General features: G+C 60.4%; 29 protein-coding genes. 19 read left to right on the forward strand and 10 right to left on the reverse strand.

Annotated features, from left to right (window positions below; genetic code table 11):
* Positions 1–431: 431 nt before the first annotated feature.
* The 6 genes from putP to AC1D19_RS21120 all read left to right on the forward strand — a co-directional run bounded on the left by putP (position 432) and on the right by AC1D19_RS21120 (position 5,970).
* Complete coding sequence (gene putP, locus AC1D19_RS21095) at positions 432–1,916, forward strand: sodium/proline symporter PutP (RefSeq protein ID WP_414914196.1); 1,485 nt, start codon at positions 432–434, stop codon at positions 1,914–1,916.
* A 289-nt stretch (positions 1,917–2,205) separates the two neighbouring features.
* Positions 2,206–3,051 (forward strand): PAAR domain-containing protein, encoded by an 846-nt coding sequence (locus AC1D19_RS21100; protein WP_477764447.1) that lies wholly within the window; start codon positions 2,206–2,208, stop codon positions 3,049–3,051.
* Positions 2,997–3,620 (forward strand): hypothetical protein, encoded by a 624-nt coding sequence (locus AC1D19_RS21105; protein WP_477764448.1) that lies wholly within the window; start codon positions 2,997–2,999, stop codon positions 3,618–3,620. The genes AC1D19_RS21100 and AC1D19_RS21105 overlap by 55 nt, the downstream gene beginning before the upstream one ends.
* Positions 3,617–4,006: a hypothetical protein gene (locus AC1D19_RS21110; RefSeq protein WP_477764449.1), complete on the forward strand. Its 390-nt coding sequence runs from the start codon at positions 3,617–3,619 to the stop codon at positions 4,004–4,006. The genes AC1D19_RS21105 and AC1D19_RS21110 overlap by 4 nt, the downstream gene beginning before the upstream one ends.
* Before the next feature lie 561 nt (positions 4,007–4,567).
* Positions 4,568–4,891: a hypothetical protein gene (locus AC1D19_RS21115; RefSeq protein ID WP_477764450.1), complete on the forward strand. Its 324-nt coding sequence runs from the start codon at positions 4,568–4,570 to the stop codon at positions 4,889–4,891.
* Between the two features lie 242 nt (positions 4,892–5,133).
* Positions 5,134–5,970, forward strand: coding sequence for a 23S rRNA (adenine(2030)-N(6))-methyltransferase RlmJ (locus AC1D19_RS21120; protein WP_429390986.1), 837 nt, complete (start codon positions 5,134–5,136; stop codon positions 5,968–5,970).
* 100 nt (positions 5,971–6,070) lie between these two features.
* Here the strand turns inward: AC1D19_RS21120 and msrA are convergent, their stop codons facing one another.
* The 5 genes from msrA to AC1D19_RS21145 form a co-directional block, all read right to left on the reverse strand.
* Positions 6,071–6,721 (reverse strand): peptide-methionine (S)-S-oxide reductase MsrA, encoded by a 651-nt coding sequence (gene msrA, locus AC1D19_RS21125; protein WP_477752862.1) that lies wholly within the window; start codon positions 6,719–6,721, stop codon positions 6,071–6,073.
* Between the two features lie 249 nt (positions 6,722–6,970).
* Positions 6,971–7,489 (reverse strand): DUF3299 domain-containing protein, encoded by a 519-nt coding sequence (locus AC1D19_RS21130; RefSeq protein ID WP_108216290.1) that lies wholly within the window; start codon positions 7,487–7,489, stop codon positions 6,971–6,973.
* A gap of 11 nt (positions 7,490–7,500) precedes the next feature.
* Positions 7,501–8,766: an ABC transporter permease gene (locus tag AC1D19_RS21135; protein WP_477764451.1), complete on the reverse strand. Its 1,266-nt coding sequence runs from the start codon at positions 8,764–8,766 to the stop codon at positions 7,501–7,503.
* A gap of 1 nt (position 8,767) precedes the next feature.
* Complete coding sequence (locus AC1D19_RS21140) at positions 8,768–9,478, reverse strand: ABC transporter ATP-binding protein (RefSeq protein WP_477764452.1); 711 nt, start codon at positions 9,476–9,478, stop codon at positions 8,768–8,770.
* Positions 9,479–9,608: 130 nt separating this feature from the next.
* On the reverse strand, positions 9,609–10,199 hold the full coding sequence (locus AC1D19_RS21145; protein WP_477764453.1) for a DUF2796 domain-containing protein: 591 nt from the start codon (positions 10,197–10,199) through the stop codon (positions 9,609–9,611).
* 135 nt (positions 10,200–10,334) lie between these two features.
* Here AC1D19_RS21145 and AC1D19_RS21150 point away from each other — a divergent pair, with 135 nt between their 5' ends.
* Positions 10,335–10,673: a hypothetical protein gene (locus AC1D19_RS21150; RefSeq protein ID WP_477764454.1), complete on the forward strand. Its 339-nt coding sequence runs from the start codon at positions 10,335–10,337 to the stop codon at positions 10,671–10,673.
* A 117-nt stretch (positions 10,674–10,790) separates the two neighbouring features.
* Here the strand turns inward: AC1D19_RS21150 and trxA are convergent, their stop codons facing one another.
* The 3 genes from trxA to AC1D19_RS21165 form a co-directional block, all read right to left on the reverse strand.
* On the reverse strand, positions 10,791–11,663 hold the full coding sequence (gene trxA, locus AC1D19_RS21155) for a thioredoxin (RefSeq protein WP_477752866.1): 873 nt from the start codon (positions 11,661–11,663) through the stop codon (positions 10,791–10,793).
* Between the two features lie 137 nt (positions 11,664–11,800).
* Entirely contained in the window at positions 11,801–12,457 is a 657-nt protein-coding gene (locus AC1D19_RS21160; RefSeq protein WP_477764455.1) for a class I SAM-dependent methyltransferase, read from the reverse strand.
* A complete protein-coding gene (locus AC1D19_RS21165) occupies positions 12,454–12,918 on the reverse strand; it encodes a hypothetical protein (RefSeq protein WP_477764456.1) in 465 nt (154 codons plus the stop codon). The genes AC1D19_RS21160 and AC1D19_RS21165 overlap by 4 nt, the downstream gene beginning before the upstream one ends.
* A gap of 127 nt (positions 12,919–13,045) precedes the next feature.
* Here AC1D19_RS21165 and nrdR point away from each other — a divergent pair, with 127 nt between their 5' ends.
* From nrdR to AC1D19_RS21225, 12 genes are all read left to right on the forward strand, one after another.
* Positions 13,046–13,510, forward strand: a complete 465-nt coding sequence (gene nrdR, locus AC1D19_RS21170) for a transcriptional regulator NrdR (RefSeq protein WP_003228656.1) — start codon at positions 13,046–13,048, stop codon at positions 13,508–13,510.
* Positions 13,507–14,640, forward strand: a complete 1,134-nt coding sequence (gene ribD / locus AC1D19_RS21175) for a bifunctional diaminohydroxyphosphoribosylaminopyrimidine deaminase/5-amino-6-(5-phosphoribosylamino)uracil reductase RibD (RefSeq protein WP_477764457.1) — start codon at positions 13,507–13,509, stop codon at positions 14,638–14,640. The genes nrdR and ribD overlap by 4 nt, the downstream gene beginning before the upstream one ends.
* A gap of 47 nt (positions 14,641–14,687) precedes the next feature.
* Positions 14,688–15,365, forward strand: coding sequence for a riboflavin synthase (locus AC1D19_RS21180; protein WP_477752869.1), 678 nt, complete (start codon positions 14,688–14,690; stop codon positions 15,363–15,365).
* A 16-nt stretch (positions 15,366–15,381) separates the two neighbouring features.
* Complete coding sequence (gene ribBA / locus AC1D19_RS21185) at positions 15,382–16,473, forward strand: bifunctional 3,4-dihydroxy-2-butanone-4-phosphate synthase/GTP cyclohydrolase II (RefSeq protein WP_007984459.1); 1,092 nt, start codon at positions 15,382–15,384, stop codon at positions 16,471–16,473.
* 91 nt (positions 16,474–16,564) lie between these two features.
* Positions 16,565–17,041 (forward strand): 6,7-dimethyl-8-ribityllumazine synthase, encoded by a 477-nt coding sequence (ribH, locus tag AC1D19_RS21190; RefSeq protein ID WP_003228649.1) that lies wholly within the window; start codon positions 16,565–16,567, stop codon positions 17,039–17,041.
* Positions 17,038–17,538 (forward strand): transcription antitermination factor NusB, encoded by a 501-nt coding sequence (nusB, locus tag AC1D19_RS21195; protein WP_008053839.1) that lies wholly within the window; start codon positions 17,038–17,040, stop codon positions 17,536–17,538. The genes ribH and nusB overlap by 4 nt, the downstream gene beginning before the upstream one ends.
* Positions 17,539–17,555: 17 nt before the next feature.
* Positions 17,556–18,521, forward strand: a complete 966-nt coding sequence (gene thiL / locus AC1D19_RS21200) for a thiamine-phosphate kinase (RefSeq protein WP_477764458.1) — start codon at positions 17,556–17,558, stop codon at positions 18,519–18,521.
* Positions 18,518–19,021 carry a phosphatidylglycerophosphatase A family protein gene (locus AC1D19_RS21205; protein ID WP_477752871.1) on the forward strand — a complete coding sequence of 168 codons (504 nt, stop codon included), beginning with the start codon at positions 18,518–18,520 and terminating at the stop codon, positions 19,019–19,021. The genes thiL and AC1D19_RS21205 overlap by 4 nt, the downstream gene beginning before the upstream one ends.
* Before the next feature lie 53 nt (positions 19,022–19,074).
* Positions 19,075–19,830, forward strand: a complete 756-nt coding sequence (locus AC1D19_RS21210; protein ID WP_477764520.1) for a substrate-binding periplasmic protein — start codon at positions 19,075–19,077, stop codon at positions 19,828–19,830.
* Between the two features lie 235 nt (positions 19,831–20,065).
* Positions 20,066–20,683 carry a GTP cyclohydrolase II gene (ribA, locus tag AC1D19_RS21215; RefSeq protein WP_150726901.1) on the forward strand — a complete coding sequence of 206 codons (618 nt, stop codon included), beginning with the start codon at positions 20,066–20,068 and terminating at the stop codon, positions 20,681–20,683.
* Positions 20,680–21,099 carry an MFS transporter gene (locus tag AC1D19_RS21220; protein WP_477764459.1) on the forward strand — a complete coding sequence of 140 codons (420 nt, stop codon included), beginning with the start codon at positions 20,680–20,682 and terminating at the stop codon, positions 21,097–21,099. The genes ribA and AC1D19_RS21220 overlap by 4 nt, the downstream gene beginning before the upstream one ends.
* Positions 21,099–21,899 carry a cobalamin-binding protein gene (locus tag AC1D19_RS21225; RefSeq protein WP_477764460.1) on the forward strand — a complete coding sequence of 267 codons (801 nt, stop codon included), beginning with the start codon at positions 21,099–21,101 and terminating at the stop codon, positions 21,897–21,899. Before AC1D19_RS21220 ends, AC1D19_RS21225 begins: the two co-directional genes overlap by 1 nt.
* A 137-nt stretch (positions 21,900–22,036) precedes the next feature.
* Here AC1D19_RS21225 and AC1D19_RS21230 read toward each other — a convergent pair whose 3' ends face one another.
* Together AC1D19_RS21230 and dxs are read right to left on the reverse strand one after the other, a co-directional pair.
* Positions 22,037–23,923 (reverse strand): TonB-dependent receptor domain-containing protein, encoded by a 1,887-nt coding sequence (locus AC1D19_RS21230; RefSeq protein ID WP_477764461.1) that lies wholly within the window; start codon positions 23,921–23,923, stop codon positions 22,037–22,039.
* Positions 23,924–24,074: 151 nt separating this feature from the next.
* Positions 24,075–25,973: a 1-deoxy-D-xylulose-5-phosphate synthase gene (dxs, locus tag AC1D19_RS21235; RefSeq protein ID WP_477764462.1), complete on the reverse strand. Its 1,899-nt coding sequence runs from the start codon at positions 25,971–25,973 to the stop codon at positions 24,075–24,077.
* Positions 25,974–25,984: the final 11 nt, after the last annotated feature.

Genomic DNA, 25,984 nt, shown 5'->3' on the forward strand with positions numbered 1-25,984 from the left:
TGGCATCAGCTGGCGGCAAGATTAGCCGTGAGACTGTCGAGGTGCAACCGGGTGCAACCCTTTTTTTGTCGGAATATTACGCAGCTCGTCAGGAAATAAATTCTGGTAAGGCTGCGCTGCATTTGCTTGGTGCTTTTCCGGTGAGTTAACACTCGTTTTTGCTCCGAAAAGGAGCAAAAAACGATTTTTAACGTTTATTTCCCGCTAGGTGCAACTTAATCCCGAGAAACTGGTTGCACCTTATTTGCTTTGTTGAATAGCATTCGCGTCCAAGGTACAACCCGGACAAAATCCGGGTGCTCCGGCTGATGGCTTTCCTGGGGAAACATCAGTCATAAATGCGCGGGAATCCGGATCGTCTGTCAAACGTATGCGTTTGCGAGCGGTTCACCAGCCGCCGCTACATAAAAACAAAGCCAGGGCGTAACTTAATGAGCGTAAGCAATCCAACCCTGATCACGTTCGTGATCTATATCGCAGCAATGGTGCTGATCGGCTTGATGGCCTATCGCTCCACCAACAACCTTTCCGATTACATCCTGGGCGGCCGTAGCCTGGGCAGCGTCGTGACTGCACTGTCCGCCGGTGCCTCCGACATGAGTGGCTGGTTGTTGATGGGCTTGCCCGGCGCGATCTACATGTCCGGTCTTTCCGAAAGCTGGATCGCCATCGGCCTGATCGTCGGCGCCTACCTGAACTGGCTGTTCGTCGCCGGCCGTCTGCGTGTACAGACCGAGCACAACGGTGATGCACTGACCTTGCCGGACTACTTCGCCAGCCGTTTCGAAGACAAAAGCGGCCTGCTGCGGATCATCTCTGCGGTCGTGATCCTGGTGTTCTTCACCATCTACTGCGCTTCCGGCATCGTGGCCGGGGCCCGTCTGTTCGAAAGCACCTTCGGCATGTCCTACGAGACGGCGCTGTGGGCCGGTGCTGCGGCGACGATTGCCTACACCTTTATCGGTGGTTTCCTGGCGGTGAGCTGGACCGATACCGTACAAGCCACCCTGATGATCTTCGCGCTGATCCTGACGCCGGTCATCGTGCTGCTGGCCACCGGTGGTGTCGACACCACCTTCCTGGCCATCGAAGCGCAAGATCCAAGCAACTTCGACATGCTCAAGGGCACCACTTTCATCGGCATCATCTCGCTGATGGGCTGGGGTCTGGGCTACTTCGGCCAGCCGCACATCCTGGCGCGTTTCATGGCTGCCGATTCGGTTAAGTCGATCGCCAAGGCCCGTCGCATCTCCATGACCTGGATGATCCTGTGCCTAGGCGGCACCGTGGCAGTCGGCTTCTTCGGTATCGCCTACTTCTCGGCGCACCCGGACATGGCTGGCGCAGTCTCCGAGAACCACGAGCGTGTGTTTATCGAACTGGCCAAGATCCTCTTCAACCCATGGATCGCGGGTATCCTGCTGTCGGCCATCCTGGCTGCCGTCATGAGCACCCTGAGCTGCCAGTTGCTGGTGTGCTCGAGCGCCCTGACCGAAGACTTCTACAAGACCTTCCTGCGTAAATCCGCTTCCCAGGTTGAGCTGGTGTGGGTCGGCCGTGCCATGGTGCTGTTGGTTGCCCTGATTGCTATCGCGCTGGCAGCCAACCCGGAAAACCGTGTACTGGGTCTGGTGAGCTACGCCTGGGCTGGTTTCGGTGCCGCATTCGGTCCGGTCGTGCTGATCTCCGTGATCTGGAAAGACATGACCCGCAACGGCGCACTGGCCGGTATCCTGGTCGGCGCGATCACCGTGATCGTCTGGAAACACTTCGAACTGCTGGGCCTGTACGAAATCATCCCTGGTTTCATCTTCGCCAGCCTGGCGATCTACTTCGTCAGCAAAATGGGCACGCCGACTGCCGGCATGTTCCAGCGTTTTGCTGCTGCCGAGAGTGATTATCGTTTGAACAAGTGATGGGTGATGGGTTGAACTCTTCCCAACTCTGATAAAAGAACGGCTCGCAGCTTTAACAGTGCGGGCCGTTTTTTTTGCAAGCCAAGTCCGAAAAACAAGCATTGGCCCTCCAATATCCGTGGTCCTTTTCAGTATTGGTCGTGAGACATTTCCTGATTTTCTCGGCCATCTTGAGTTTCCTCTCTGTCCACGTACTTTGCGTTAAGCCACTCATCCCGAGTCGGCTTACCGATCGTTAACAGTGGTGCGCTGCCCATGACTGGGGCGCCAGTAGAGAGGGAGATCAGTAATGGCAAAGGGATATTTCATTCGCAAAGACGACGAGACTACCTGCGGTGGCAAGGTTCTGGAGGGCGCTACAAATATCATGATGTTTGGCATCGCCCATGCTCGTGTGGGGGATCAAGTTTCCTGTGGTAAGGACAACAAAACCTACGTCATTGAGGGCGGCGTTTCATACATCAAGAGTCACGGAAGGTTGGTGGCGGGCTCGCTGGACAGCTACAGCAGCTGTCCCTGTAAAGCCGGGCTGATCCCATCGTTTTTCAAGGGTACCTACGAGTCCAGCCGCAGTGCTGCACCGCACGCCATGCAGACCGCCGCTCCACAGGCGACACCCACCGCCGCCAGCAACCCGGTAGCCTCACGATCTTCCAGCTTCGCGCCTGCGCCAAACCCTCCCCTGCCAACGCGTGATAACAGCATCCAGGCAGCAGAGCCTGGCTTCTATATCGTGCCCAAGAGCACCACCCGCGAACAGCTCGAGGCCTCGTTGTTCACCCTGCGCGACCCGGCGGTGATGGGTAAATTCAAGCTGCTCAATCCCCTCCAGGGCGAGATCAAAGCCGGCTCGATGATCGTATTGAGCGACCCCAGCAACTACCAGTGCACCCGTGAAGAAGCCCTGCTCATGGACGTGGCGGCCAAGACCAATCGGGTGCTTGAAACGCTTAGCCCGGAAGAGGCGGATTTCATGGTGCAACACCGGGATGTCATCCAGACCTTCTTGACCTATGGCTCGGACGCTATTGGCATCGGTGCGAGCATTTTCAAGAACAACCTGGATAACGTAGATAAACCTTGCGTGAAATCGAAGCGTTGCACCAGCGTTCATTTCTGCGCGATGGACACCTGAGTTTGCCGACATTTTTTGTAGAGCGCCAACAGCTGTTCGCGAAACTCGATACTCATATGACCAGCCTGACACGCAAAGGCATTGGTTTCCCTGATCATCCAAACTTGAAGCGTGCGCTGGGCATTTCAAGTCGCAGTTTGGTTCACCGTTGGACTGAAGCCGGCAGCGCACAGCATATACCGGGATACGCTTCCCATCTTGATGGGGTAGCCAAGGCTTCCAAATACCTTAATTACGGTGGTTGGGTCGGCACAGCCATTGGCGGTGGTGCATCTGCATTGAAGGTTCAAGATGTGTGTACTGCGGGAAATGCTGAGGCCTGTAAGCGAATTAAATTTACTGAGTCAGGTAGCTTTGCTGGCGGGGTGGCAGGTGGTGCGCTTTTTGGGCTGGCATCAACAGGTACCGCAAGCACAGCTATATGTGTCGGACTGGGTGTGCCAACTGGCGGTTTAGCTACTTTGGCTTGTGGCGTCATAGTGATTGGTATAGGCAGTTTTGCCGCAGGCACTCTTGGCAGTGCATTTGGAGAGGATATTGGCGAGGTCGTATATGAGGCTATTCAATGAGCTTGAGCGCAGCTGATAAAATATTTCTTGTTGTAGGGCTAATGAATTTCGGTGGCATATTTATTTGCCTTGCAGTCGCCCTTCATTTGGCTTACACGAAGATGGATTTTATGCTGGAGCATTTGAAAAACTGTCCGGCCGTCATGACTCAGGTCCCTCTGAGGCATGGCGGACTCTGGGGGCGGCTACTATTGGTTGGATGGATATCCGGAGTGCTTACGTTTCCGGGTTATTACCTGAAACGTGGCGGGGTTAGCGTCGAAGATTTGAACAATTTCCCGCCTCCCCTGAAGCGAAAGCTGAAATGGATCAAATGGACTTCTATAGCTTTATTAGCTGCAATGGTTTTTCTTTTCGCTATTAGAAAGTCAGAGTTGTTTCGATAGACAAACTTCATGTGGTATCAAGCCAACTTGCTGGGGCAGCGTCGTAAATTTTGTGCTCAGGCATAACATGTTGCAGCGGTGTATGTATGCCGACCAAAAAGAAAGCGGTCCGTCTCCAACAGGTGGCGGGCCGTTTTTTGGGAGGCTGGGATTTAATCGATCAACCCTGAATTCAGTTCGGCAGTGCTTCAGAACCGAGTCTGCAGCAGCGTCAGATGTAGGAAATTTCCGGGCAAGGTCTTCGGACGTTTCCTTCAAAACGTAGCGGTTTTCATGAAGTGGTGCGACCTGAGTTCCGTCGATAGTCTTTGGCGGTCACTGACAATTCAGTGGCGGGGTGTAGGAACCTCTCAAGACCGTTAGAGCTACATTGGCGTCACTGCCTGGTTTGCGGCCGCTTGCATGCGGCCGTAAGATCAGTTGCGGCGGCTATGCGCGGGCACGCTTCGGCGTGGTCGAGTTTTGCTCTAAGGGTCTCGATATTCCTACCCCGTGCATAGCTGCCACCCTAGCCCGTAGGAAGGCTAATGGCAGGTCCATTTCCTCCTTAGAGCGTTGAAAATGAAATCCATACATCCCGACCCACCCTACGAAAAGCCAATCCCCCATCCCGACAACCGCTTCATGGCGTTGACCAGCAACTGCACCGATATGCCCACCCTGTTCGTCGACACCCATGCGCCACTCGATATCCTCACCGACGCTGCCAACTACAGAATCCGCGCAGTAACCCAGGTGCTTGAGAACCTGTCCATGCGCGGTTCGATCGAGTGTGAGTCCTTCATCCTCAGCGATTTCGCCTTGCTCTGCGCCATTACGTTGCGCGATGGCTGTGATGTGCTGGATGTGGTTGGGCGGCGGTTGCGGGCGCGGCCATCGCAGTAGCGTCGAGCGGTTTGTGTGGTGAGGGGGCTTGCCCCCGTTGGGGCGCGGAGCGGCCCCAAGAAACTGGCATTTCAGTTTTGTCAGATGCACCGCAGGGTTTGGTCTTGCGACTGCTTCGCAGTCGAGCGGGGGCAAGCCCCCTCGCCACAGGGGTGGGTGGTGCCAGACCTGGCCGCTTGGCTGCGAACCCCTGACTTGCCGGCCGGTAAAAGGTAAACTCCCCGCCCTTCGCAGGAGCAACCATGAATTATCGTCACGCCTTCCATGCCGGCAATCACGCCGATGTGTTCAAACACCTGACCTTGACCCGCCTCATCGCCCTGATGTCGCGCAAGGAGCAGCCGTTTGCCTATCTCGACACCCACGCCGGCATTGGTCTGTATGACCTTCAAGGCGATCAGGCCAACCGTACCGGTGAGTACCTGGAGGGCATTGCGCGTTTGTGGGATCAGCCGGATCTGCCGATCCTGACCGCTGATTACATGCAGGTGCTGCACGAGATGAACCCGGATGGCCAGTTGCGCTATTACCCGGGGTCGCCAGAGTTGGCGCGGCGCCTGACTCGCCCGCAGGACCGTGTGTTGCTCAACGAGAAGCACCCGGAAGACGGCGTGCTGCTCAAGGACAACATGGCCGGTGATCGCCGGGTCAAGGTGCATCTGGGCGAAGGCTGGCATGTGTCGCGGGCCTTGCTGCCGGTACCGGAAAAGCGTGCGGTGATGTTGATCGATCCGCCGTTCGAGAAACTCGACGAGATGCAGCGTTGTGCCGCGTCGTTGAAAGAAGCGATTGGCCGGATGCGTCAGACCGTGGCGGCGATCTGGTACCCGGTGAAGGATCAGCGTGCGCTGCGTCGTTTCTACCAGGACCTGGCCGGTACCGGTGCGCCTAAGTTGTTGCGGGTGGAGTTGCTGGTGCATCCGCTGGATACGCCGAACAGCCTGAACGGTTCCGGGCTGGCGATTGCCAATCCGCCGTGGGGGCTGGAGGAAGAGTTGCGTGAGTTGCTGCCGTGGTTGTCCCAGAAGCTGGGGCAGACCCAGGGTGGGTGGCGGATGGATTGGCTGATAGCCGAGTAACAAGCTGCATGATCAGAAGATCGCAGCCTGCGGCAGCTCCTACAGGGTTGTGCGTACACCCGTAGGAGCTGCCGCAGGCTGCGATCTTTTGCTTTAGCGATCAGATCGGGCAGGTCACGCCTGTACCGCCAATCCCGCAATAGCCTTCCGGGTTTTTCGCCAGGTACTGCTGGTGATACGTTTCGGCAAAGTAGACGGTCGGGGCCTGGTCGATTTCGGTGCTGATTTCACCGAGACCGGCCTTGGACAGCTCGGCCTGGTAGGTTTCCTTGCTCTTGAGCGCCGCGTCCAGTTGTTCCTGGCTGGTGGCGTAGATCACCGAACGGTACTGGGTGCCGATGTCATTGCCCTGGCGCATGCCCTGCGTCGGGTTGTGCAGTTCCCAGAACATCGCCAGCAGTTCTTCGTAGCTGACCTTGGCCTTGTCATACACCACCAGCACCACTTCGGCGTGGCCGGTCAGGCCCGAGCAGACTTCTTCGTAGGTCGGGTTCGGCGTGAAACCGCCGGCGTAGCCGACCACGGTGCTGACCACGCCTTCACGTTGCCAGAAGCGGCGTTCCGCGCCCCAGAAGCAGCCGAGGCCGAAGATCGCGAAGTCGACATCTTCGAAGAACGGGCCGAGCAAGGGGGTGTCTTTAAACACAAAGTGCTTTTCGGGCAGGGTCATCGCGGTTTCGCGGCCGGGCAGAGCTTGTTCTTTAGTCGGGAGCACGTTTTTGTTCACCAGGATTTCCGAGCGCAGAACCATGATCAGTCCTCTCAGTCAGGTTGGGTTGTAAATAAACAGACCGTCAGTGTGCCCAATACCTTCCAGATAATCACTATCCAGGTGGGAGCGAGCTTGTTCGCGATGAGGGCATAACGTTCAGCATCAAGGTCGACTGATCCACCGCTATCGTCGGATCGCCGCCCGGAGCGAGCTCGCACAGGGGAACGCATTCCAATGTGGGAGATTCCATGTTGCAGGGCAACCCTGCAACTTCAGGCTGGCTGGTATTCACTCCGGCAGTTCATACAGGTAAATCTTCTCCGCCTCCATCTGATACCCCGCATCCGCCAGCTCGCTGGTGGACGCCTTGACCTGCAACGCGCCTTCGATCCAGTACGGCTGATACAGCTCGTCGAGCTTCACGCCGACTTCGCTTTTGACGTGCACGATCTGGTTCGACGGCGGTGGCGGCACATGGATGCAGGCGCCGAAATACGGCACCAGCAGGAACTCCGTGGTACGTCCTTCCTCGCTCACTTCCAGCGGCACGATGTAGCCCGGCAGGCGAATGTTCTGGCCGTCGAGGGTCTTGACCACCGGTGCGTTGGGCATGTCCTGTTTGGCTGCTGGCGCCGACTCTGCCGAGAGCGTGCTGCTCATCTGCGACAGATCGTGCAGCGGCGTCATGTTCGGCACTTCTTTCGGCGCGTCGGGCGGAATCATCTCCGACCAGGTCAGGTCTTTTGGCTGGGCCGCCCACAGAGGCAGGGCGACCAGCATCAACAGCGCAAGTACAGCGCGGGGCATTTTCAACGTCCTCATAAACGGATCGACAGGCCATCGGCCAAGGATTGGCGATAGGCGCGCCAGGCCGGCACGCTGCCCATCAGTAGCGCGGCGATCAGGATGCCACCGAGCAGCGTCCATTCATATTCGCTCGGCCAGCTCAGTGGCAAATACAGACCGTAATTGGCTTGCACGTACCCTTGGGCGGCGGCGATGCACACATACAGCAGCGCCACGCCGGCGATCACGCCCGACAGTGCCAAGGCAAAGGCTTCGAGCACCAACAGCGTTGCGATGTGCCATGGCCGAGCACCCACCGAGCGCAGGATCGCCATTTCCCGGCGGCGTTCGTTGAGGCTGGTGAGAATGGCCGTGAGCATGCCGATCAACCCGGTCAGCACCACAAACAGCGAGACCACGAACAGCGCTTTTTCCGCAGTGCCCATCAGGCTCCACAGCTCTTGCAACGCCACGCCCGGCAGTATCGCCAGCATCGGCTCACCGCGGAATTCGTTGATTTCCCGTTGCAGGGCAAAAGTCGAAATCTTGTTGTTGAGGCCGAGCATGAACGCGGTGATCGCTTGCGGCGTGAGGTCCATGTTGCGCGCCTGATCGGCCGTGATGCGACCCTCGCCCCGGGCCGGCACGCCGTTATGCCAGTCGATGTGAATCGCTTCCATGCCGCCAAGGCTGATGTGCAGCGTGCGGTCTACCGGCGTGCCGGTGCGCTTGAGAATGCCGACCACGGTGAACGGTTTGTCGTCGTGCTTGACCAGGCTGATCGCCGCCACACCGTGGGCCAGCACCAGTTTGTCGCCGAGTTTGTAGTGCAGTACCTCGGCCACTTCGGCACCAAGCACCACTTCGAACGGGTCGGTGGCAAACGCCCGGCCATCGGCCAGGTCCAGGTGTTGCTGGCGGCCGTACTGGTAATGCTCGAAGTAGGCTTCGGTGGTGCCCATCACCCGGTAGCCACGATGGGAATCGCCGAGGGACATCGGGATCGCCCACTTCACTTTCGGGTTGCTGGCGAAGTGTTCGAAGCTGTCCCAACGAATGTTGTTGGTGGCGTTGCCGATACGGAACACCGAATACAGCAACAGGTTCACCGAGCCGGAGCGGGCGCCGACGATCAGGTCGGTGCCGCTGATGGTGCTGGCGAAACTGGCCTTGGCTTCGGTGCGCACCCGCTCCACCGCCAGCAACAGGCACACCGACAAGGCGATGGCGAACGCGGTGAGGATCGCGGTGAAACGGCGGTTAGCCAGACTGGCCATGGCTAGACGAAACAGATACATCTCAGACCTCGGACGGGGTAGCGGCGCGATTGAGTTCGGCCAGCGACAGGTTGTGGTCGAACAGCGGCGCCAGGCTCTGATCGTGGCTGACAAACAACAGGCTCGACCCGGCTTCGCGGCACTCGGCGAACAGCAGGCGAATGAAGTTCTCGCGGGCATCGTAATCGAGAGCCGAGGTCGGCTCGTCGGCGATCACCAGTTCCGGTTGACCGATCAGCGCGCGGGCGGCGGCGACCCGTTGCTGCTGGCCGATGGACAGCGAATCGGCGCGGCGACCGAGGATGTTTTCATCCTTCAACCCCAGGTGGGCAAGCAGCGTCGCGGCCGCTTTGTCGACGCTGCCGTGACGTTGTTTCGCCCGTGCGGCGCGCAGTTTCGAGAAGTGGCAGGGCAGTTCGACATTTTCGCGCACCGACAGAAACGGCAGCAGGTTGAACTGCTGGAAGATGTAGCCGGTGTGATCGACGCGGAAGTGGTCGCGGGCACCGGCCGAGAGTTGCGTCAATTCCTGGCCGAGCAGGCGGATGCTGCCGCGATCAGGCTTTTGCACGCCGCCGAGCAGGCCGAGCAGGGTGGTCTTGCCGCTTCCGCTGGGGCCTTTGAGGAACAGGGTTTCCCCGCGCTCCAGGCGAAACGCCGGGATGTCCAGCAGTGGCGGGTGACCGGGCCAGCTGAAGCCCAGGTCGGACAGTTCGATGAGTGCTTGGGTCATGGGAAACCGGTGTGGTTGGTGGTGAACTCCTGTAGGAGCGAGCCTGCTCGCGAAGGAGTGTCAGCCACGTTGATGTCGACTGACACACCATCGCGAGCAGGCTCGCTCCTACAGGGGGTCTTCCGTGGATTCAGAACTTCAGGCTGGCAGCCTTGGCCGTCACATCAACCCCTTGCTGCCCGCTCGGGCCGATCAGTTGTACCTGAATTGTCCGGGTGGCCGGGAAACTGGTGAAAATATTCGCCAGGTCCAGCGACTTCAGGGCCGTCGGCGTGGCGCAGGTGAGCTGATAGCGAGCGTGGATTTCGCTGTGATCATGGTGATGTTCGTGGCCGTCTTCGTCCTTGGCGTCTTCATCGTGATCATCGTCGGCATCGGGCTGGTCGCCGAACAGCGGGCTTTCCAGTTCCTGGTTTTCCACCACACATCCGGCGGCTTTGGGCAGGTTGAACAGGGCCAGTGGTTGCTCAAGCCGGGCGCGGGCGGCGGCGACTTTGGCTTTGTCTGCGTCGCTGGTGGCTACATGCTCGAAACCCACCAGGTTCATGGCCGGGCTTTCAAGCTCCAGCTCCAGGGTCTTGCCGTCCAGCGCCGCGTTCAGGCGTCCCACGCCATGTTCGTGGGCACCCAGGCTGCCATGCTCATGATCGTGTTCGTCGGCGGCATGGGCGACAGCCAGCGGCAACATGGCAAACGGCAGGGCGAGAAGCAGACGACGCATGGCGAGTCTCCGAAAAGTAAAATGAAGAAAATGTTATGTAATCTTATAACGTAAGTGCGGAGAGTTTGACTGCCTGCTTGGCGTTGCACAAGTCCCATGGGAGCATGCGGGGAAGAAAAGTGCGGGAGCAGACCTATGTTGCGAATTCGCGGAAGCATCGGCGACTGGCCGGTGGATTTGACCCTGGAGATGGACGACGCGGACTGGGCGCGACTAGGAGCGCAGTTGCAGGTGGAAAAATCCGAGGTCAGCGCGCCAGCGGCGAAACCGCTGAATCAGGATGATGCGCTGTGGCAGATCGCCAGGGATTTGCTGCGCAAGGCCGGGCAGCTCAGCGGGCCGGATCTGCTCGATCAACTCGAAGGCCTGACTGGCAGTGCGGCGGCGGGCAAACGCCTGCTGGTGCGCCTGCGCCATAGTTCGGACGTGAAGGTATTGAGCGGCGGGGATACACCGCTCTACAGCTGGTTGTAGGAGCGAGCTTGCTCGCGAAGGGCGTCAGGGCGCTGCGGTCATGCAGGCAGCCCTCGCCATCGTTGACGACCATCGCGAGCAATCGAGCGTCGACCGGCTGCTCCTACAAGGTCGTGATTAGTAGAGAGCGGCAAACAATTTGCGGCGGTACGTGCTGACCAGCGGGTGATCATTGCCCAACAACTCGAACACCTGCAGCAAGGTCTTGTGCGGCAAGCCTTCGCTGTAGCTGCGGTTACGGATGAACAACTTGAGCAATGCGTCCAGCGCGGCGTCGTACTGCTGACGGGCCAGTTGCTGGATCGCCAGTTGATAGACCGCCTCATCGTCCAGCGGGTCTTTCGCCAGTCGGGCCTTCAGGTCGGCGGCATCCGGCAAGTCCTTGGCTAAACCGAGAAACTTGATCTGTGCCTTGGCGCCGGCCAGCGCAGCCTTGTGCTCGTCGCTCTTGACCGCATCCAGCACTGCTTGCGCTTCGCCCAGCTCGCCGCGCTCGGTCAGGCAGCGGGCGTACAGGATTAACGCCTTGGCGTTGGTGTTGTCTTCACCCAGCAGTACTTTGAGCAGGGCTTCAGCATCGGCAAAGCGGCTGTCATCGAACAGTGCCTGGGCCTGTTCGAACGGATCGGCAGCGGCCGGCGGCGGCATCTGCACATGGGGTTCGAGCAGGGCACGCACGGCGGATTCCGGCTGGGCACCGGCAAAACCATCGACAGGCTGGCCGTCCTTGAACAGGACCACGGTCGGCAGGCTGCGGATGCCGAAGCGGGCGACGATGTCTTGTTCGAGGTCACAGTTGACCTTGGCCAGCAGCAACTCACCCTGGTAGCTCTCGGCAATGCTTTGCAGCATCGGCATCAGCACTTTGCAGGGTGCGCACCATTCGGCCCAGAAATCCACCAGCACCGGTTTGTGGAAAGAGTTCTCGATCACCGACTGGTCGAAATCGGCAGTCGTGGCGTCGAAGATGTACGGCGTTTCCTGACTCATGGGCAATCTCTTGGAAGCGTGAATATGCTCACTATAAGGGCTGGCGTAAAAGATCGCAGCCTTCGGCAGCTCCTACATTGGCCGTGTAAATATTCAATCCTGTAGGAGCTGCCGAAGGCTGCGATCTTTTTGCGATTTCAAGCGCGCTGCGCGTGGTAGAGGCTCACATGCCGAAACTCGTGGGGCTCGGCCAGGTCCGGCAGGGTCATCGCCTCCAGCATCTCTATGCGCCGGTACAACGGATGGCGAAAGGCCCGCACTCGGGAATCCGCCACCAGCGCCTCCCGGCCGCGACTGAGGAACTGGTCGAGCAATGGCAGGTTGGCCCGGTCGTACAGCACATCCGCCACCAGGATCAGATCGAAGCGATCGGCCTCGGCGAAAAAATCCGTCGAGTAATTGAGCTGCACGTCATTGAGCTCGGCATTGGCCCGACACGCGGCAATCGCCAGCGGGTCGAGGTCGCAGGCCAGCACCTCGAGCGCGCCGGCCTTGGCAGCGGCAATCCCCGCCACCCCGGAACCGGCACCGAAATCCAGTACCCGCTTGCCTTCGACCCAATGCGGGTTTGCGGCCAGATAACGGGCCACGGCCAAGCCGCTGGCCCAGCAGAAGCTCCAGTACGGCGGCTCATGCAGGATGCGCCGGGTTTCTTCCGGGCTGAAAGCGCGGTCCATGTTATCGCCGTCGATCAGCCACAGTTTCAAATCGGTTCCCGGTAAATCACAGTCCACCAATCGCGCGTCACCGAGCAGATCCTCCAAGGCCATTTGCAGGTCGAGCGGTGCACTCATGGGGCTTTGACGAATTGCAGTTGGCCCAGGGCCTGGGTGGTCGGCTGGGTGATCAGCTGCGATGGCAAGTGCAGGATCAATTGCCCGGACTGGCTGGCGCGGCCTCGCAGTTCAACGCGGGCGCCGACCGGAAAGGCATCCGGGTTGAAGCGCAGGTGAAACGGCAACACCTGGTTGTTGCCGATCAGGCTGGAACTGGCGAGCAATTGTTGCGGACGGTCTTTATCGTCGATCACCAACAGTGCCAGCTCGACCTCGGCGCCGGCCGGCACACCTTGCAACGTGCCGCTCAATTCGCGCTGATACGCGGGCAGCGGGCCAAGTTCGGCGGCCTCCCGGGCTTTCTTCTGCGCTTGCTGTGGCGCCGGGCCTGGCGTTGGCGGCTGGGGCCTGGGTGCGTCGCTGCCGCAAGCCACCAGCAGGCTGAAAACACTGAGCAAAATGAGCGGACGTAACGACATTGGTGGCTCCATAAAGCTGAATTCCATGGATCAAGTGATCATCCCGTCTGTATACCGCAAACCCTATGGCTTGTCTTGCCACCGGGATGCGCTACCATGGCCCTCCCTTTTTTTGTTGCCTGCCACCATGCACTGTCCCTTCTGCGGTGCCAACGACACCAAGGTCATCGACTCGCGTCTGGTCGCCGAGGGCGAACAGGTGCGCCGCCGGCGTGAATGCCTGGCCTGCGGCGAGCGTTTCACGACGTTCGAGACGGCTGAACTGGTGTTGCCGCGCCTGATCAAAACCGACGGCAGTCGCCAGCCGTTCGACGAAGAAAAACTCCGCGCCGGCATGCAGCGGGCGCTGGAAAAGCGCCCGGTGAGCGTCGAGCGCCTTGAATCGTCGCTGGTGCACATCAAACACAAACTGCGCGCCACCGGCGAACGCGAGGTCAAATCCCTCGTGGTCGGTGAACTGGTGATGGCCGAGCTGCAGAAACTCGACGAAGTCGCCTACATCCGCTTCGCTTCGGTATATCGGCGCTTCCAGGACCTCAACGAGTTCCGCGAAGAGATCGATCGCCTGGCCCGTGAACCGGTGAAAGAATGAACACGCCCGCAGAACAAGCCATCCTCGATGCCCATTTCATGGCCCGTGCCCTGGAACTGGCGCGCAAGGGGCATTACACGACGCACCCCAATCCGCGGGTCGGTTGCGTGATCGTGCAGGGTGGGCAGATTGTCGGCGAAGGCTGGCACGAGCGCGCCGGTGAACCCCATGCCGAAATTCACGCCCTGCGCGCGGCCGGTGAGTTGGCCCGTGGCGCTACTGCCTATGTCACGCTTGAACCGTGCAGCCATCACGGCCGTACGCCGCCCTGTGCCGATGCGCTGGTGAATGCCGGTGTGGCGCGGGTGGTCGCGGCGATGCAGGACCCGAATCCGGAAGTCGCCGGTCGCGGTCTGCAGCGCCTGGCTCAGGCTGGTATCACCACCGAAAGTGGTGTGCTGGAGGGTGAAGCGCGAAAGCTCAATCAAGGTTTCCTGAAACGCATGGAACACGGCTTGCCGTTCGTGCGGGTCAAATTGGCGATGAGCCTGGACGGGCGAACGGCGATGGAAAGTGGCGAAAGCCAGTGGATCACTGGCCCGGCGGCGCGCTCGGCCGTTCAGCGTCTGCGCGCGCAAGCCAGTGTGGTACTGACCGGCGCCGATACGGTACTGGCGGACAACGCGCGGTTGACCGTGCGCGCCGATGAGTTGGGGCTTGATGCCGAGCAAACCGCACTGGCCATGAGTCGTCCCCCGCTTCGAGTCCTGATTGACGGACGCCTGCGGGTACCGCTGGATGCACCGTTCTTCAAGGTCGGCCCGGCGCTGGTCGCCACCTGCGTGGCGGTGGAAGAGCAATATGCCAACGGTCCGGAATGCCTGATCGTGCCGGGCTATGACGGCCAGGTCGATTTGCGTCAGCTGCTGGTCGAACTCGCCAACCGTGGCGTCAACGAGGTGCTGGTCGAAGCCGGTCCGCGTCTGGCGGGTGCGTTTGCCCAGCTCGGACTGGTGGACGAGTTCCAGATTTTCATCGCCGGCAAGTTTTTGGGTTCCTCGGCGCGGCCGCTGCTGGACTGGCCACTCGCGCAAATGAAGGATGCGCCTGAGCTTAAGATCATCGAAATTCGTGCGGTTGGCGATGACTGGCGAGTCATCGCCATTCCTTTGCCATCAGCAAGCGTATAATTTCCGGCCATCGCGCAAGCTTTGGCTTTGTTCTCGAGGAGAACCTCATGTTTACCGGCATCATCGAATCCATCGGCAGTATTCGTGCATTGACCCCAAAGGGCGGTGATGTGCGGGTTCACGTCGAAACCGGCAAGCTCGACCTGAGCGACGTCAAACTGGGCGACAGCATCGCGGTCAACGGCGTGTGCCTGACTGCCGTGGAATTGCCCGGCAATGGCTTTGCGGCGGACGTCAGTCGCGAAACCCTCGACTGCACCGCCATGAACGACCTGAAAAGCGGCAGCCCGGTCAATCTGGAAAAAGCCCTGACCCCGACCACTCGCCTCGGCGGGCATCTGGTCAGCGGTCATGTCGATGGCGTGGGCGAAGTGGTTGCCCGTACCGAGAACGCGCGTGCCGTGGAGTTCCGCATCCGCGCGCCGAAGGACCTGGCCAAGTACATCGCCCATAAAGGCTCGATCACCGTCGACGGCACCAGCCTGACCGTGAACGCAGTTGATGGCGCCGAGTTCCTGCTGACCATCATTCCCCACACCCTGAGCGAAACCATCATGGCGTCGTACCAGCCAGGCCGCCGGGTGAATCTGGAAGTGGACTTGCTGGCCCGTTACCTGGAGCGCCTGTTGCTCGGCGACAAGGCCGCAGAACCAAGCGACTCTTCGCAAAGGCCAGGTAACATCACCGAAAGCTTTCTGGCCGCCAATGGCTATCTCAAATCCTGACTCAAGGGGGTGCCTTGTGGCGCTCAATAGCATCGAAGAACTGGTTGAAGACATCCGCCAAGGCAAGATGGTCATCCTCATGGATGACGAAGACCGCGAGAACGAAGGCGACCTGATCATGGCCGCCGAGTGCTGCAAGCCCGAGCACATCAACTTCATGGCCAAGCACGCCCGTGGCCTGATCTGCATGCCGATGAGCCGCGAGCGCTGCGAACTGCTCAAGCTGCCGTTGATGGCGCCGCGCAACGGTTCCGGTTTCGGCACCAAGTTCACCGTATCGATCGAAGCGGCCACCGGTGTGACCACCGGCATCTCCGCCGCCGACCGTGCGCGCACCGTGCAGGCTGCTGCCGCCCGTGATGCCAAGGCTGAAGACATCGTCAGCCCGGGTCACATCTTCCCGCTGATGGCCCAGGCCGGCGGTACCCTGGCCCGCGCCGGCCACACCGAAGCGGCGTGCGACCTGGCGCGCATGGCCGGTTTCGAGCCGAGCGGCGTGATCTGCGAAGTGATGAACGACGACGGCACCATGTCCCGTCGCGCCGAACTGGAAGCTTTTGCCGCCGAACACGACATCAAGATCGGCACCATCGCCGACCTGATTCACTACCGGATGATCCACGAACGTACCGTTCAGCGGATTGCCGAGCAGCCACTGGACAGCGAACTGGGCCAATTCAACCTGGTGACCTATCGTGATTCGGTGGAAGGCGACGTGCACATGGCACTGACCCTGGGCAACGTGTGTGCCGAAGAACCGACCCTGGTTCGCGTGCACAACATGGACCCGCTGCGCGACCTGCTGATGGTCAAGCAACCGGGCCGCTGGAGCCTGCGCGCCGCCATGGCCACGGTTGCCGAGGCCGGCAGCGGCGTGGTGCTGTTGCTCGGTCACCCGCTCGATGGCGACGTGTTGCTGGCGCACATCCGCGAAACCGCCGATCACGCCGCGGTGAAAAAACCGACCACCTACAGCACTGTCGGTGCCGGTTCGCAGATCCTGCGCGACCTTGGCGTACGCAAAATGCGCCTGATGTCGGCACCCATGAAATTTAATGCGATATCCGGTTTCGATCTGGAAGTTGTAGAATACGTGCCCTCCGAATAATGACCGGTTGTTTCCGGCCTTGAATTCGCGGTTCAAATATCACCGAGGGACGCGTACGAGACGCGTCCCGGCTCTTTAAGAGATTTATCGAATGACCCTGAAGACCATCGAAGGTACCTTCATCGCCCCTAAAGGCCGCTACGCTCTGGTAGTGGGCCGTTTCAACAGCTTCGTCGTTGAAAGCCTGGTCAGCGGTGCAGTTGATGCCCTGGTTCGCCACGGCGTGAGCGAAAGCGACATCACCATCATCCGCGCACCTGGCGCCTTCGAAATTCCGCTGGTTGCGCAGAAAGTCGCCCAGAAAGGCGAATTCGCGGCAATCATCGCCCTGGGCGCGGTCATTCGTGGCGGCACTCCGCACTTCGAATACGTGGCTGGCGAGTGCACCAAGGGCTTGGCCCAGGTTTCCATGGAGTTCGGCGTTCCGGTCGCTTTCGGCGTCCTGACCGTTGATTCCATCGAGCAAGCCATCGAACGTTCCGGCACCAAGGCCGGTAACAAAGGTGCTGAAGCTGCCCTGTCCGCTCTGGAAATGGTCAGCCTGCTGGCGCAGTTGGAGGCCAAGTGATTAGCGACGAAAGCGATCGTTTCAACCCGCGCGATCCAAAGCCTGCGGATGCCGGCAAACCATCGAAAAGCGTCAAGCGTCGCGAAGCCCGTCAGCTCGCGACCCAGGCGTTGTACCAATGGCACATGGCCAAGCAATCGCTGAACGAAATCGAAGCGCAGTTCCGGGTCGATAACGATTTCACCGATGTCGATGGCGCCTACTTCCGCGAAATCCTGCACGGGGTGCCGCAGTTCAAGACCGAAATCGACACGGCGCTCACGCCTTGCCTGGACTTGACCATCGAAGAGCTGGACCCGGTTGAACTGGCGGTTCTGCGCCTGTCCACCTGGGAACTGCTCAAGCGCGTCGACGTGCCGTACCGCGTTGTGATCAACGAAGGTATCGAACTGGCCAAGGTCTTCGGTTCCACCGACGGCCACAAGTTCGTCAACGGTGTGCTCGACAAGCTGGCCCCGCGTCTGCGTGAAGCTGAAGTCAAGGCGTTCAAGCGCTAACAGCGCTTGGATCTGCGATGGGCGAGTTTGAGCTGATCCGCAATTTCTTCGCCGCCGCGCCTTGTGCGCAGGGCGGCGAAGGCGTTGCCCTCGGGATTGGCGATGACTGCGCCTTGCTGGCTGTTCCCCCCGGGGAACAGTTGGCGATTTCTACCGATACGTTGGTGGCCGGCGTGCATTTTGCCGATCCCTGCGATCCGTTTCTGCTCGGTCAGCGCTCGCTGGCCGTGGCCGTCAGCGACCTGGCCGCCATGGGCGCCACCCCGATTGCCTTTACCCTTGCCCTGACCTTGCCGACGGTGACCGCCGATTGGCTGCAAGCCTATGCCCGTGGTTTGAACCAGATGGCGCAAAGCTGCGGTGTGGCGCTGGTGGGCGGCGACACCACCCGTGGGCCGCTGAGCCTGACCATGACCGTGTTCGGGCGCGTGCCGGGTGGTCTGGCGCTGACCCGCAGCGGTGCGCAACCGGGCGATCTGCTGTGTGTCGGCGGCGACCTGGGCAACGCCGCCGGTGCCTTGCCATTGGTGCTTGGCCAGCGCACGGCCCAAGCGAGCATTGCCGCGCCGTTGCTGGCGCATTACTGGTCGCCGCAACCGCAACTCGGTTTGGGTCAGGCGCTACGTGGCAAGGCCACTTCGGCGATGGATATCTCCGACGGCCTGCTGGCTGATTGCGGGCATATCGCGCTGGCCTCGAAGGTCGGTATCGAAGTCGAGCGGGATCGTTTGCCGCTGTCGCAGAGCCTGGTCGACTTTCTCGGTCAATCGGACGCACAGGCTGCGGCACTGAGCGGTGGCGACGATTACGTATTGGTCTTCACCCTACCGTCCGTCGAGTTGCCGCTATTGCTGGCCGACGGCTGGCCGATCCATTTGATTGGGCGCGTCGTTAATGGGCAAGGTGTGACACTGCTGGATGCCAACGGACACGACATCACCCCGCAAACCCGGGGTTATCAACATTTTCGGGAGTCACCGTGACAGATCATCCCAATCAGGTTCCGGCGGAAAACGTACCGCCGTCGGTCTGGCGTAATCCGTGGCATTTTTTGGCGTTCGGCTTCGGCTCGGGCACCTTGCCAAAGGCGCCTGGCACTTGGGGGTCGTTAGTTGCGCTGCCTTTTATCCCGTTGTGGCAAATGCTTCCCGACTGGGGTTACTGGCTGATGCTGGGCATCACCATGTCGTTCGGCTTCTGGCTGTGCGGCAAAGTGGCCGACGATTTACGGGTACACGACCATGAAGGCATCGTCTGGGACGAAATGGTCGGAATGTGGATCACCCTGTGGCTGGTGCCGGAAGGTTGGCAATGGTTGCTCGTGGGATTCTTGATGTTCCGCTTCTTCGACATCCTCAAACCGTGGCCGATTCGCTGGATTGACCGGCACGTACATGGCGGCGTCGGCATCATGCTCGATGATGTCCTGGCCGGGGTGTTCGCCTGGCTGGCGATGCAAGGACTGGTGTGGTTTTTCGCCTGACCGGGGATTTCCAGGCGTTGATCATGAGTGCTGTTTATCGGGGGGCGCGGGGGATGGCTGTACGCGGATTGATGGTGTTGGCGTTCACGATGTTGTGCGCTTTTTTCCAGGCGCAAGCAGGGGGGGCTACGCCGCCGTCGGTGATTCATCTGGCCAGCGAAGACTGGGAAGACTACACCGCTGCTGACGGTCATGGACTGGGTTGGGACGTGCTACGGCAAGTGTTCGAGCCGGCGGGCGTCAAGGTCGACGTCCGCACCGAGCCGTACGTGCGCTCCCTGGGTCTGGCCGAGCGTGGCGAGGTCGATGCCTGCGTCGGCTCCTATCGTGACGAATCCGAGGGCGTGCTCTATCCCCATTGGAACTTCGACACCGATCACATCTATGCCTTGGGCCTGGCCAGCAGTCCGGTACCCACCCCGCAAACCCTGGGCAATTATCGACTGGCCTGGGTCCGCGGCTACGATTACCAGCATTACCTGCCCAATGTGCGCCACTTCGATGAAGTGATGCGGCGTACCGGCATCGTGTCGATGCTGACCCACAATCGTGCTGACTTCTATATCGACGCTCTGACCGAAGTCGATGACGTTATCAACCGCGCCAAGGATCCGTCCCAGCTACGGCGCACCCATATCGCCGAGTTGCCGCTGTACCTGTGCTTCGCCAAGACCCCGAAGGCGCGCAGCCTGTTGGCCCTGTTCGACCAGCGCATGGAGCAACTGGTGAAAAACGGCGAGCTGAAACCTATCTTCGAGCGCTGGAAACAGCCGTATCCGTTTGATTCGAACACTGCGCCGACCCCATGATTGCCACCTTCCCTTGTAGGAGCGAGCCTGCTCGCGAAGGCGGTGGTTCAGACACAGATGCGTTGGCAGGAAGTCCGTTTTCGCGAGCAGGCTCGCTCCTACAGGGAATGTGGTGCGGCAGATATCAAACTTTTTGATAGTTATCGCCGATAATTCAGCCTAAGCGTCGCCCGGAACCTGCTGTTACAATGCCGGCTCTGCGAATCTTCAGACTCTTTAGATCAGGAGCACACCGGTGCCTGTCGTTTTTGTCGCCGCTTCCAAGCTGCCAACGCCTTTTGCGCAATTCACCATGCACGGCTTTCTCGATGAAGCCACCGGCCGCGAGCACGTTGTGCTGAGTCTGGGTGAATTCGCCGACGGTGCCCCGGTACTCGGCCGGTTGCACTCCGAATGCCTGACGGGCGACGCCTTGTTCAGCCAGCGTTGCGACTGCGGCTCGCAACTGGAGGCCGCCTTGCAGGCCATCGCCCGCGAAGGTCGCGGCGTTTTGCTCTACCTGCGTCAGGAAGGCCGGGGCATTGGCCTGCTGAACAAGATCCGCGCGTATGAGCTGCAGGACGGTGGTGCCGACACCGTCGAAGCCAACGAGCGTCTGGGCTTTGCCGCCGATCAGCGTGACTATGCCATGTGCCTGCCGATGCTGGAGCACCTGGGCGTGAAATCCCTGCGCCTGATGACCAACAACCCGCGCAAGGTCAAAGCCTTGACCGACATGGGTATCGTGGTCGCCGAGCGCGTGCCGCTGCACACCGGCCACAATCCGCATAACCGACTCTACCTGGCGACCAAGGCCAGCAAGCTCGACCACATGATGGGCAATGAGCATCAGGGCGAGGTAGACCGGGCGTGACCCGCGGTCAGGTGCGGCGGCGACTGTCCGTCAACTGGTGGCAGTACCTGGCACTGGCCTTGTTGCCGCTGTTTGTGATCAACGCGGTGTTCGGCCAGGGCGAAGCCATTCTGCCGGTGCTGGCGATGCCGTTGTTCATCGCCGGAGTCGCCTCGATGTTTGTCAGCCTGAGGTTCTTCGGTGCCTACAAACACGCGCTGATCGCCACCCAGAAAGCCCTCGATACCCCTGAAGAACCTGCCGCCTGGATCAGTCTGGCGGCCAAGCGGCGTACGGCATTCCTCGTCGCCGGGCTGCCGGCCTGGATCGGTGCCCTGGCGGTGTTCGTCGGTCTTGAAGCGGTGCCGCTGATGCTGCTGGCACTGTCGACCGCCGTGCTGTTCTACCTCTACCGTATTCCGCGTCAACTCGGTTGATGCGCGCGCTCTGGCTGGCGGTGTTGCTGCTGGCCGCCAGTGGCTCGGCCATCGCGGTCGAGCGGGTTGTCAGCCTCGCACCGTCGCTCTCTGAAATCGTCGTTGAACTGGGCTCCGCCGACCTCATGGTCGGTGTGCTGGACGCCGGTGAACGGCCTGCGCAACTCAAGGACCTGCCCTCCGTTGGCCGCTATGGTCAGTTGGACATGGAGCGCCTGCTCAGCCTGAAACCCGATCTGTTGCTGTTATGGCCCGGTAGCGTCGGCCCGGCCCAGCGTGACCAGCTCAAGCGACTGAATATTCCCACCTACGTCGCCGAACCCCACAGCCTGCACCAGCTCGCCGCACAGATCGAGACCATAGCCACTCAGCTTGGTCGGCCTGAACGCGGAACTTCATTGGCCAGCGATTTACGCCAGCGGCTGGATGAATTGCGCCAACGCTATCGACGGGATAAGCCGTTACGGGTGTTTTGTCAGGTCTGGGATCGGCCGCTGTATACGGTTGGCGGCGAGCAGATCATCAGCGATGCACTGGAGGTCTGCGGTGCCCAAAACGTGTTTGCCGACCTGAAGCTGCCGGCACCGCAAGTCAGTGTGGAAGCCGTGCTGCAGCGTAACCCCGAGGTGATTCTGGCCAGCGAACAGGCGCAGCTCGATGCGTGGAAAGCCTGGCCACAGGTGGCGGCCGTGGCACAGGGACAGTTGCGCTTGGTGACGGACAAGGGCCTGGAGCGGCCGAGTGGGCAGATGATTGAGGCGACTGCAAAGCTGTGTCAACTTATCGACCCTGAGCGCTGAATTACGGCGTACCGACACACTACCTCTGTAGGAGCTGCCGAAGGCTGCGATCTTTTGATTTTACATTTGGATAGATGTTGAGCCACTGAAGAGCAAGATCAAAAGATCGCAGCCTTCGGCAGCTCCTACAACTGATCTCAGTGGATCTCAGGCGTCCAGGTCACCCCGAACATCCACGCCCGACCTTCCTCGCGATACCCATACTGGCTACCTTGATAACTGTACAGCGCCCGGCTGTAACCCTTGTCCAGCAGGTTATCGACCTTCAGCTCCAGCCTGATTTCACGATTGAGCTCCCAACTGCTGCGCAGCCCCAACAAGGCATATCCACCCAGCGGCTGTTGATTGTTCAAGTCGTCATAGCTGCTGCTGACCGCTTGCCAACTGGCGCCGAGGCCCAAGCGATCGAACTGTCGGTCCAGATCCCAGCTCAAGGTGCGCCGCGCGCGACGGGCCAGTGTATGGCCCGTGTCACGGTCACGTGGGTCGATGATCGCCACGCCAAGGTTGCTCTGCCAGCCAAACAGCTCCTGCTTCAGTGCGGCTTCGAAGCCGTTGATTCGCGCCGAAGCAACGTTCTCGGGGCGCAAGTTGCTGCCGAAAATGATCGCGTCTTCAAGGTCGGTGCGATACAGCGACGTCTCCAGGCGACTGCTCTCGGTCAATTGACTGCGCCATTGCAGTTCATAGCTTTTCGACGTTTCAGGCTTGAGGTCCGGATTGCTGAAGCCGGGGTAGTACAGATCGTTGAGCGTCGGCGCGCGGAAGCCTTCGCTGTAGGTCAGCAGCACGTCGTTGTCCGGGTTCAGCGGCAGAGTGAAGGTGCCGCTCCAGGTATTCTGGCTGCCGAACTGCTGGTTGTCGTCGTGACGCAGGCCCAACTCCGTGGAAAAGCTGTCGGCCTGATAGCGGTGCTGGATGTACGCCGCTCGGTTCCAGCGACTGTCCTCATCGAACGCGGTGCTGCTGTTGATGCGGTCTTCATACCAGTCACCTCCGAGCAGCAAACTGTTGCGCTCGTTGAGCGTCAGGTCGTTCTGCCAGTTCACCGAATCGCGGTAGGTGTTGAACACGCTGCGCTCATCGCTGAGCTTGTCCAGGGTCTTCTCGCGGTTTTCGCTGTGGCCGAACTCGACGCGGGTTTTCCACAGATCATTGAAGCGCGCGTCTATGTAGCTGCTGACACTGCTCACATCGAATTCGTTGTAGGGCTGCTGTTGGACCGACTTGAACGTATTCATGTCGAAGCGCCCGAACGGGTTGTCAAACTCGCTTTTGCCGCGGTTATCCAGCAGGTTGGCACCGACTTCGATGTCATCGGTCAGCGCATGGCTGAGGCTCAGACTGACGGATTTGTTGCGGTATTCGTCATGGTCGCCGTCGCTGGGATACGACTCGTGGGTGCGATTGATCCCGGCGGTTTCGTCGAGGCTGGCGCCGAGGTTGAAGCGGGTTTTTTCATCACCACCGGACAAACCGAGGCTGCGTTCCCAGGTCTGGTTGCTGCCAAAACCCATGTGCAGTCGAGGTTGCAGGCCCTGTTCGCCGCCACGACGGGTGAAGATCTGGATCACCCCGCCAATCGCATCGCTGCCATAAATCACCGAGCGGGAGCCGCGCAGCACTTCCACGCGCTCGACCTGTTCGATGTTGATGTGCTGCAGGTTACTGTCCCCGGAGGTCGAACTGCCGATGCGCTGGCCGTCCACCAGCACCAGGCTCTGGGCCGACTGGGTGCCGCGGATGTAGACACCCGGAAGACTGCCGCGCCCGCCGGTCTGCGAGACTTGAACGCCAGGTACCCGGCGCAATAGATCAGTGACGCTATCGGGTTGCAGGCGATCGATGTCTGCGCGGGTGAATACGGTGTTGGCGGCACTGCTGTCATTGCGCGCTTCGACCTGGCGGTTGGCGCTGATCAACACATCGGGCAGCTTCAGGGCCTGATCGCGTTCGAAGGTGTCGGCCAGCAGTTGACCGGCCGACAGCAGTGGCAGCGTCAGGGCGAAGGGAGAGAGCTTCATGGAGGATCCGAGATTTCAGATGCGACGCAACTCCCCGTAGGAGCTGCCGAAGGCTGCGATCTTTTGATTTTGATTTTTTCAGATATGGAGTTGTCGAAGGCCAGGATCAAAAGATCGCAGCCTTCGGCAGCTCCTACACAGGGTTTTGCGTTTAGAGGTTCAGCAGTTGCAGGCGCTCGCGAATGGACGCTTCGATTCCCGCTTCATCCAAACCACACTCGGCCAGCATTTGCGCAGGCTTGGCGTGTTCGACGTAGATGTCGGGCAAGCCCAGGTGCAGCATCGACTTGAGGATGTTTTCGCGGGCGAGGAATTCGCTGACCGCGCCACCGGCACCGCCCATGATCGCGTTTTCTTCGACGGTCACCAGCAGTTCGTGGCTGCCGGCGATTTCGCGAACCAGCGCTTCATCCAGCGGTTTGACGAAGCGCATGTCGACCACGGTCGCGTCCAGCGTCTCGGCGACTTTCAGGGCTTCGGCCAGTTGCACGCCGAACACCAGCAGGGCGACTTTGCTGCCGTGGCGGCGAATCACACCCTTGCCGATCTCGATCGGCTCCAGGTCCTTCTCGATGGTCGCGTTCGGGCCATTACCGCGTGGATAACGCACGGCCGCCGGGCCTTCATACAGGTGACCGGTGGTGAGCATTTTGCGCAGCTCGTTTTCATCGCTCGGGGTCATCACCAGCATGCCGGGGATGCAGCGCAGGTACGAAAGGTCGAAACTGCCAGCGTGGGTCGGACCGTCTTCGCCCACCAGGCCTGCGCGGTCGATGGCGAACAGTACGTCGAGGTTCTGCACGGCGACGTCATGCACCAACTGGTCGTAGCCGCGCTGCAGGAAGGTCGAATAGATGGCCACCACGGGTTTGGCGCCTTCGCAGGCCATGCCGGCCGCGAAGGTGACGGCGTGCTGCTCGGCAATGGCCACGTCGAAGTAGCGCAGCGGGAATCGTTCGCTGAATGCGACCAGATCCGAGCCTTCCTTCATCGCCGGGGTAATCCCGACCAGGCGCGGATCGGCAGCCGCCATGTCGCACAGCCATTCACCGAACACACCGGAATATTTCGGTCCACTGGCCTTTTTCGGCGCAACGGCCGGGGCGTCCAGCGGTTCGAGTTTGGTAATGGCGTGGTAACCGATCGGGTCGACTTCCGCCGGGGCGAAGCCTTTGCCTTTCTTGGTGACGACGTGCAGGAACTGCGGACCTTTCAGATCGCGCATGTTGCGCAGGGTAGCGATCAGGGTCGGCAGGTCGTGGCCATCGATCGGGCCGATGTAGTTCCAGCCCAGTTCTTCGAACAGCGTGCCGGGAACCAGCATGCCTTTGGCATATTCTTCGGTGCGCCGGGCGATTTCCCAGGCACCGGGCAGGCGCGACAGCACTTTTTTGCTGCCCTCGCGCATGCTGGCGTAGGTGCGGCTGGAAAGGATCTTCGCCAGATAGTTCGACAAGCCACCGACGTTGCGCGAGATCGACATGTCGTTGTCGTTGAGGATCACCAGCATGTTGGCATCCACTTCCGGCGCATGGTTCAGCGCCTCGAACGCCATGCCCGCAGTCAACGCGCCGTCGCCGATCACCGCGATCGCCTTGCGCTCGCTGTTTTGCAGGCGGGCGGCAATCGCCATGCCCAGCGCGGCACTGATCGAGGTGCTGGAGTGGCCGACGCCAAAGGTGTCGTATTCGCTCTCGGAGCGGCGCGGGAACGCGGCAACGCCGTCCTTCTGGCGCAGGGTGCCCATGCGCTCGCGACGACCGGTGAGGATCTTGTGCGGATAAGCCTGATGACCCACGTCCCACACCAGCCGGTCGTCCGGGGTGTCGAAGACGTAATGCAGCGCGATGGTCAGCTCGATCACGCCCAGGCCGGCACCGAAATGCCCACCGGTCTGGCCGACCGTGTAGAGCAATTCCAGGCGCAACTCATCGGCCAGGGTTTCCAGCTCGGCTTCGCCTAACCGGCGCAGGCCGTCCGGCGTTTTCGCGCGGTCGAGCAGGGGCGTGGTCGGGCGCTTGCGGGGAATCTCATGAAACGTCGTGGGCATCAGGCGAATCG

The organism is Pseudomonas sp. P1_C12 (genome assembly GCF_056406435.1).

Coding starts and splice junctions, on each gene's coding strand:
- trxA (WP_477752866.1), bottom strand. CDS start 11,663: ATGAGTCAGGAAACGCCGTACATCTTCGACGCCACGACTGCCGATTTC.
- AC1D19_RS21120 (WP_429390986.1), top strand. CDS start 5,134: ATGAATTATCGTCACGCCTTCCATGCCGGCAATCACGCCGATGTGTTC.
- ribD (WP_477764457.1), top strand. CDS start 13,507: ATGAACACGCCCGCAGAACAAGCCATCCTCGATGCCCATTTCATGGCC.
- ribH (WP_003228649.1), top strand. CDS start 16,565: ATGACCCTGAAGACCATCGAAGGTACCTTCATCGCCCCTAAAGGCCGC.
- AC1D19_RS21135 (WP_477764451.1), bottom strand. CDS start 8,766: ATGTATCTGTTTCGTCTAGCCATGGCCAGTCTGGCTAACCGCCGTTTC.
- dxs (WP_477764462.1), bottom strand. CDS start 25,973: ATGCCCACGACGTTTCATGAGATTCCCCGCAAGCGCCCGACCACGCCC.
- AC1D19_RS21130 (WP_108216290.1), bottom strand. CDS start 7,489: ATGCCCCGCGCTGTACTTGCGCTGTTGATGCTGGTCGCCCTGCCTCTG.
- AC1D19_RS21110 (WP_477764449.1), top strand. CDS start 3,617: ATGAGCTTGAGCGCAGCTGATAAAATATTTCTTGTTGTAGGGCTAATG.
- nrdR (WP_003228656.1), top strand. CDS start 13,046: ATGCACTGTCCCTTCTGCGGTGCCAACGACACCAAGGTCATCGACTCG.
- AC1D19_RS21180 (WP_477752869.1), top strand. CDS start 14,688: ATGTTTACCGGCATCATCGAATCCATCGGCAGTATTCGTGCATTGACC.
- AC1D19_RS21115 (WP_477764450.1), top strand. CDS start 4,568: ATGAAATCCATACATCCCGACCCACCCTACGAAAAGCCAATCCCCCAT.
- putP (WP_414914196.1), top strand. CDS start 432: ATGAGCGTAAGCAATCCAACCCTGATCACGTTCGTGATCTATATCGCA.
- AC1D19_RS21230 (WP_477764461.1), bottom strand. CDS start 23,923: ATGAAGCTCTCTCCCTTCGCCCTGACGCTGCCACTGCTGTCGGCCGGT.
- AC1D19_RS21100 (WP_477764447.1), top strand. CDS start 2,206: ATGGCAAAGGGATATTTCATTCGCAAAGACGACGAGACTACCTGCGGT.
- AC1D19_RS21165 (WP_477764456.1), bottom strand. CDS start 12,918: ATGTCGTTACGTCCGCTCATTTTGCTCAGTGTTTTCAGCCTGCTGGTG.
- AC1D19_RS21160 (WP_477764455.1), bottom strand. CDS start 12,457: ATGAGTGCACCGCTCGACCTGCAAATGGCCTTGGAGGATCTGCTCGGT.
- AC1D19_RS21140 (WP_477764452.1), bottom strand. CDS start 9,478: ATGACCCAAGCACTCATCGAACTGTCCGACCTGGGCTTCAGCTGGCCC.
- thiL (WP_477764458.1), top strand. CDS start 17,556: ATGGGCGAGTTTGAGCTGATCCGCAATTTCTTCGCCGCCGCGCCTTGT.
- AC1D19_RS21150 (WP_477764454.1), top strand. CDS start 10,335: ATGTTGCGAATTCGCGGAAGCATCGGCGACTGGCCGGTGGATTTGACC.
- AC1D19_RS21145 (WP_477764453.1), bottom strand. CDS start 10,199: ATGCGTCGTCTGCTTCTCGCCCTGCCGTTTGCCATGTTGCCGCTGGCT.
- msrA (WP_477752862.1), bottom strand. CDS start 6,721: ATGGTTCTGCGCTCGGAAATCCTGGTGAACAAAAACGTGCTCCCGACT.
- AC1D19_RS21225 (WP_477764460.1), top strand. CDS start 21,099: ATGCGCGCGCTCTGGCTGGCGGTGTTGCTGCTGGCCGCCAGTGGCTCG.
- AC1D19_RS21210 (WP_477764520.1), top strand. CDS start 19,075: ATGGCTGTACGCGGATTGATGGTGTTGGCGTTCACGATGTTGTGCGCT.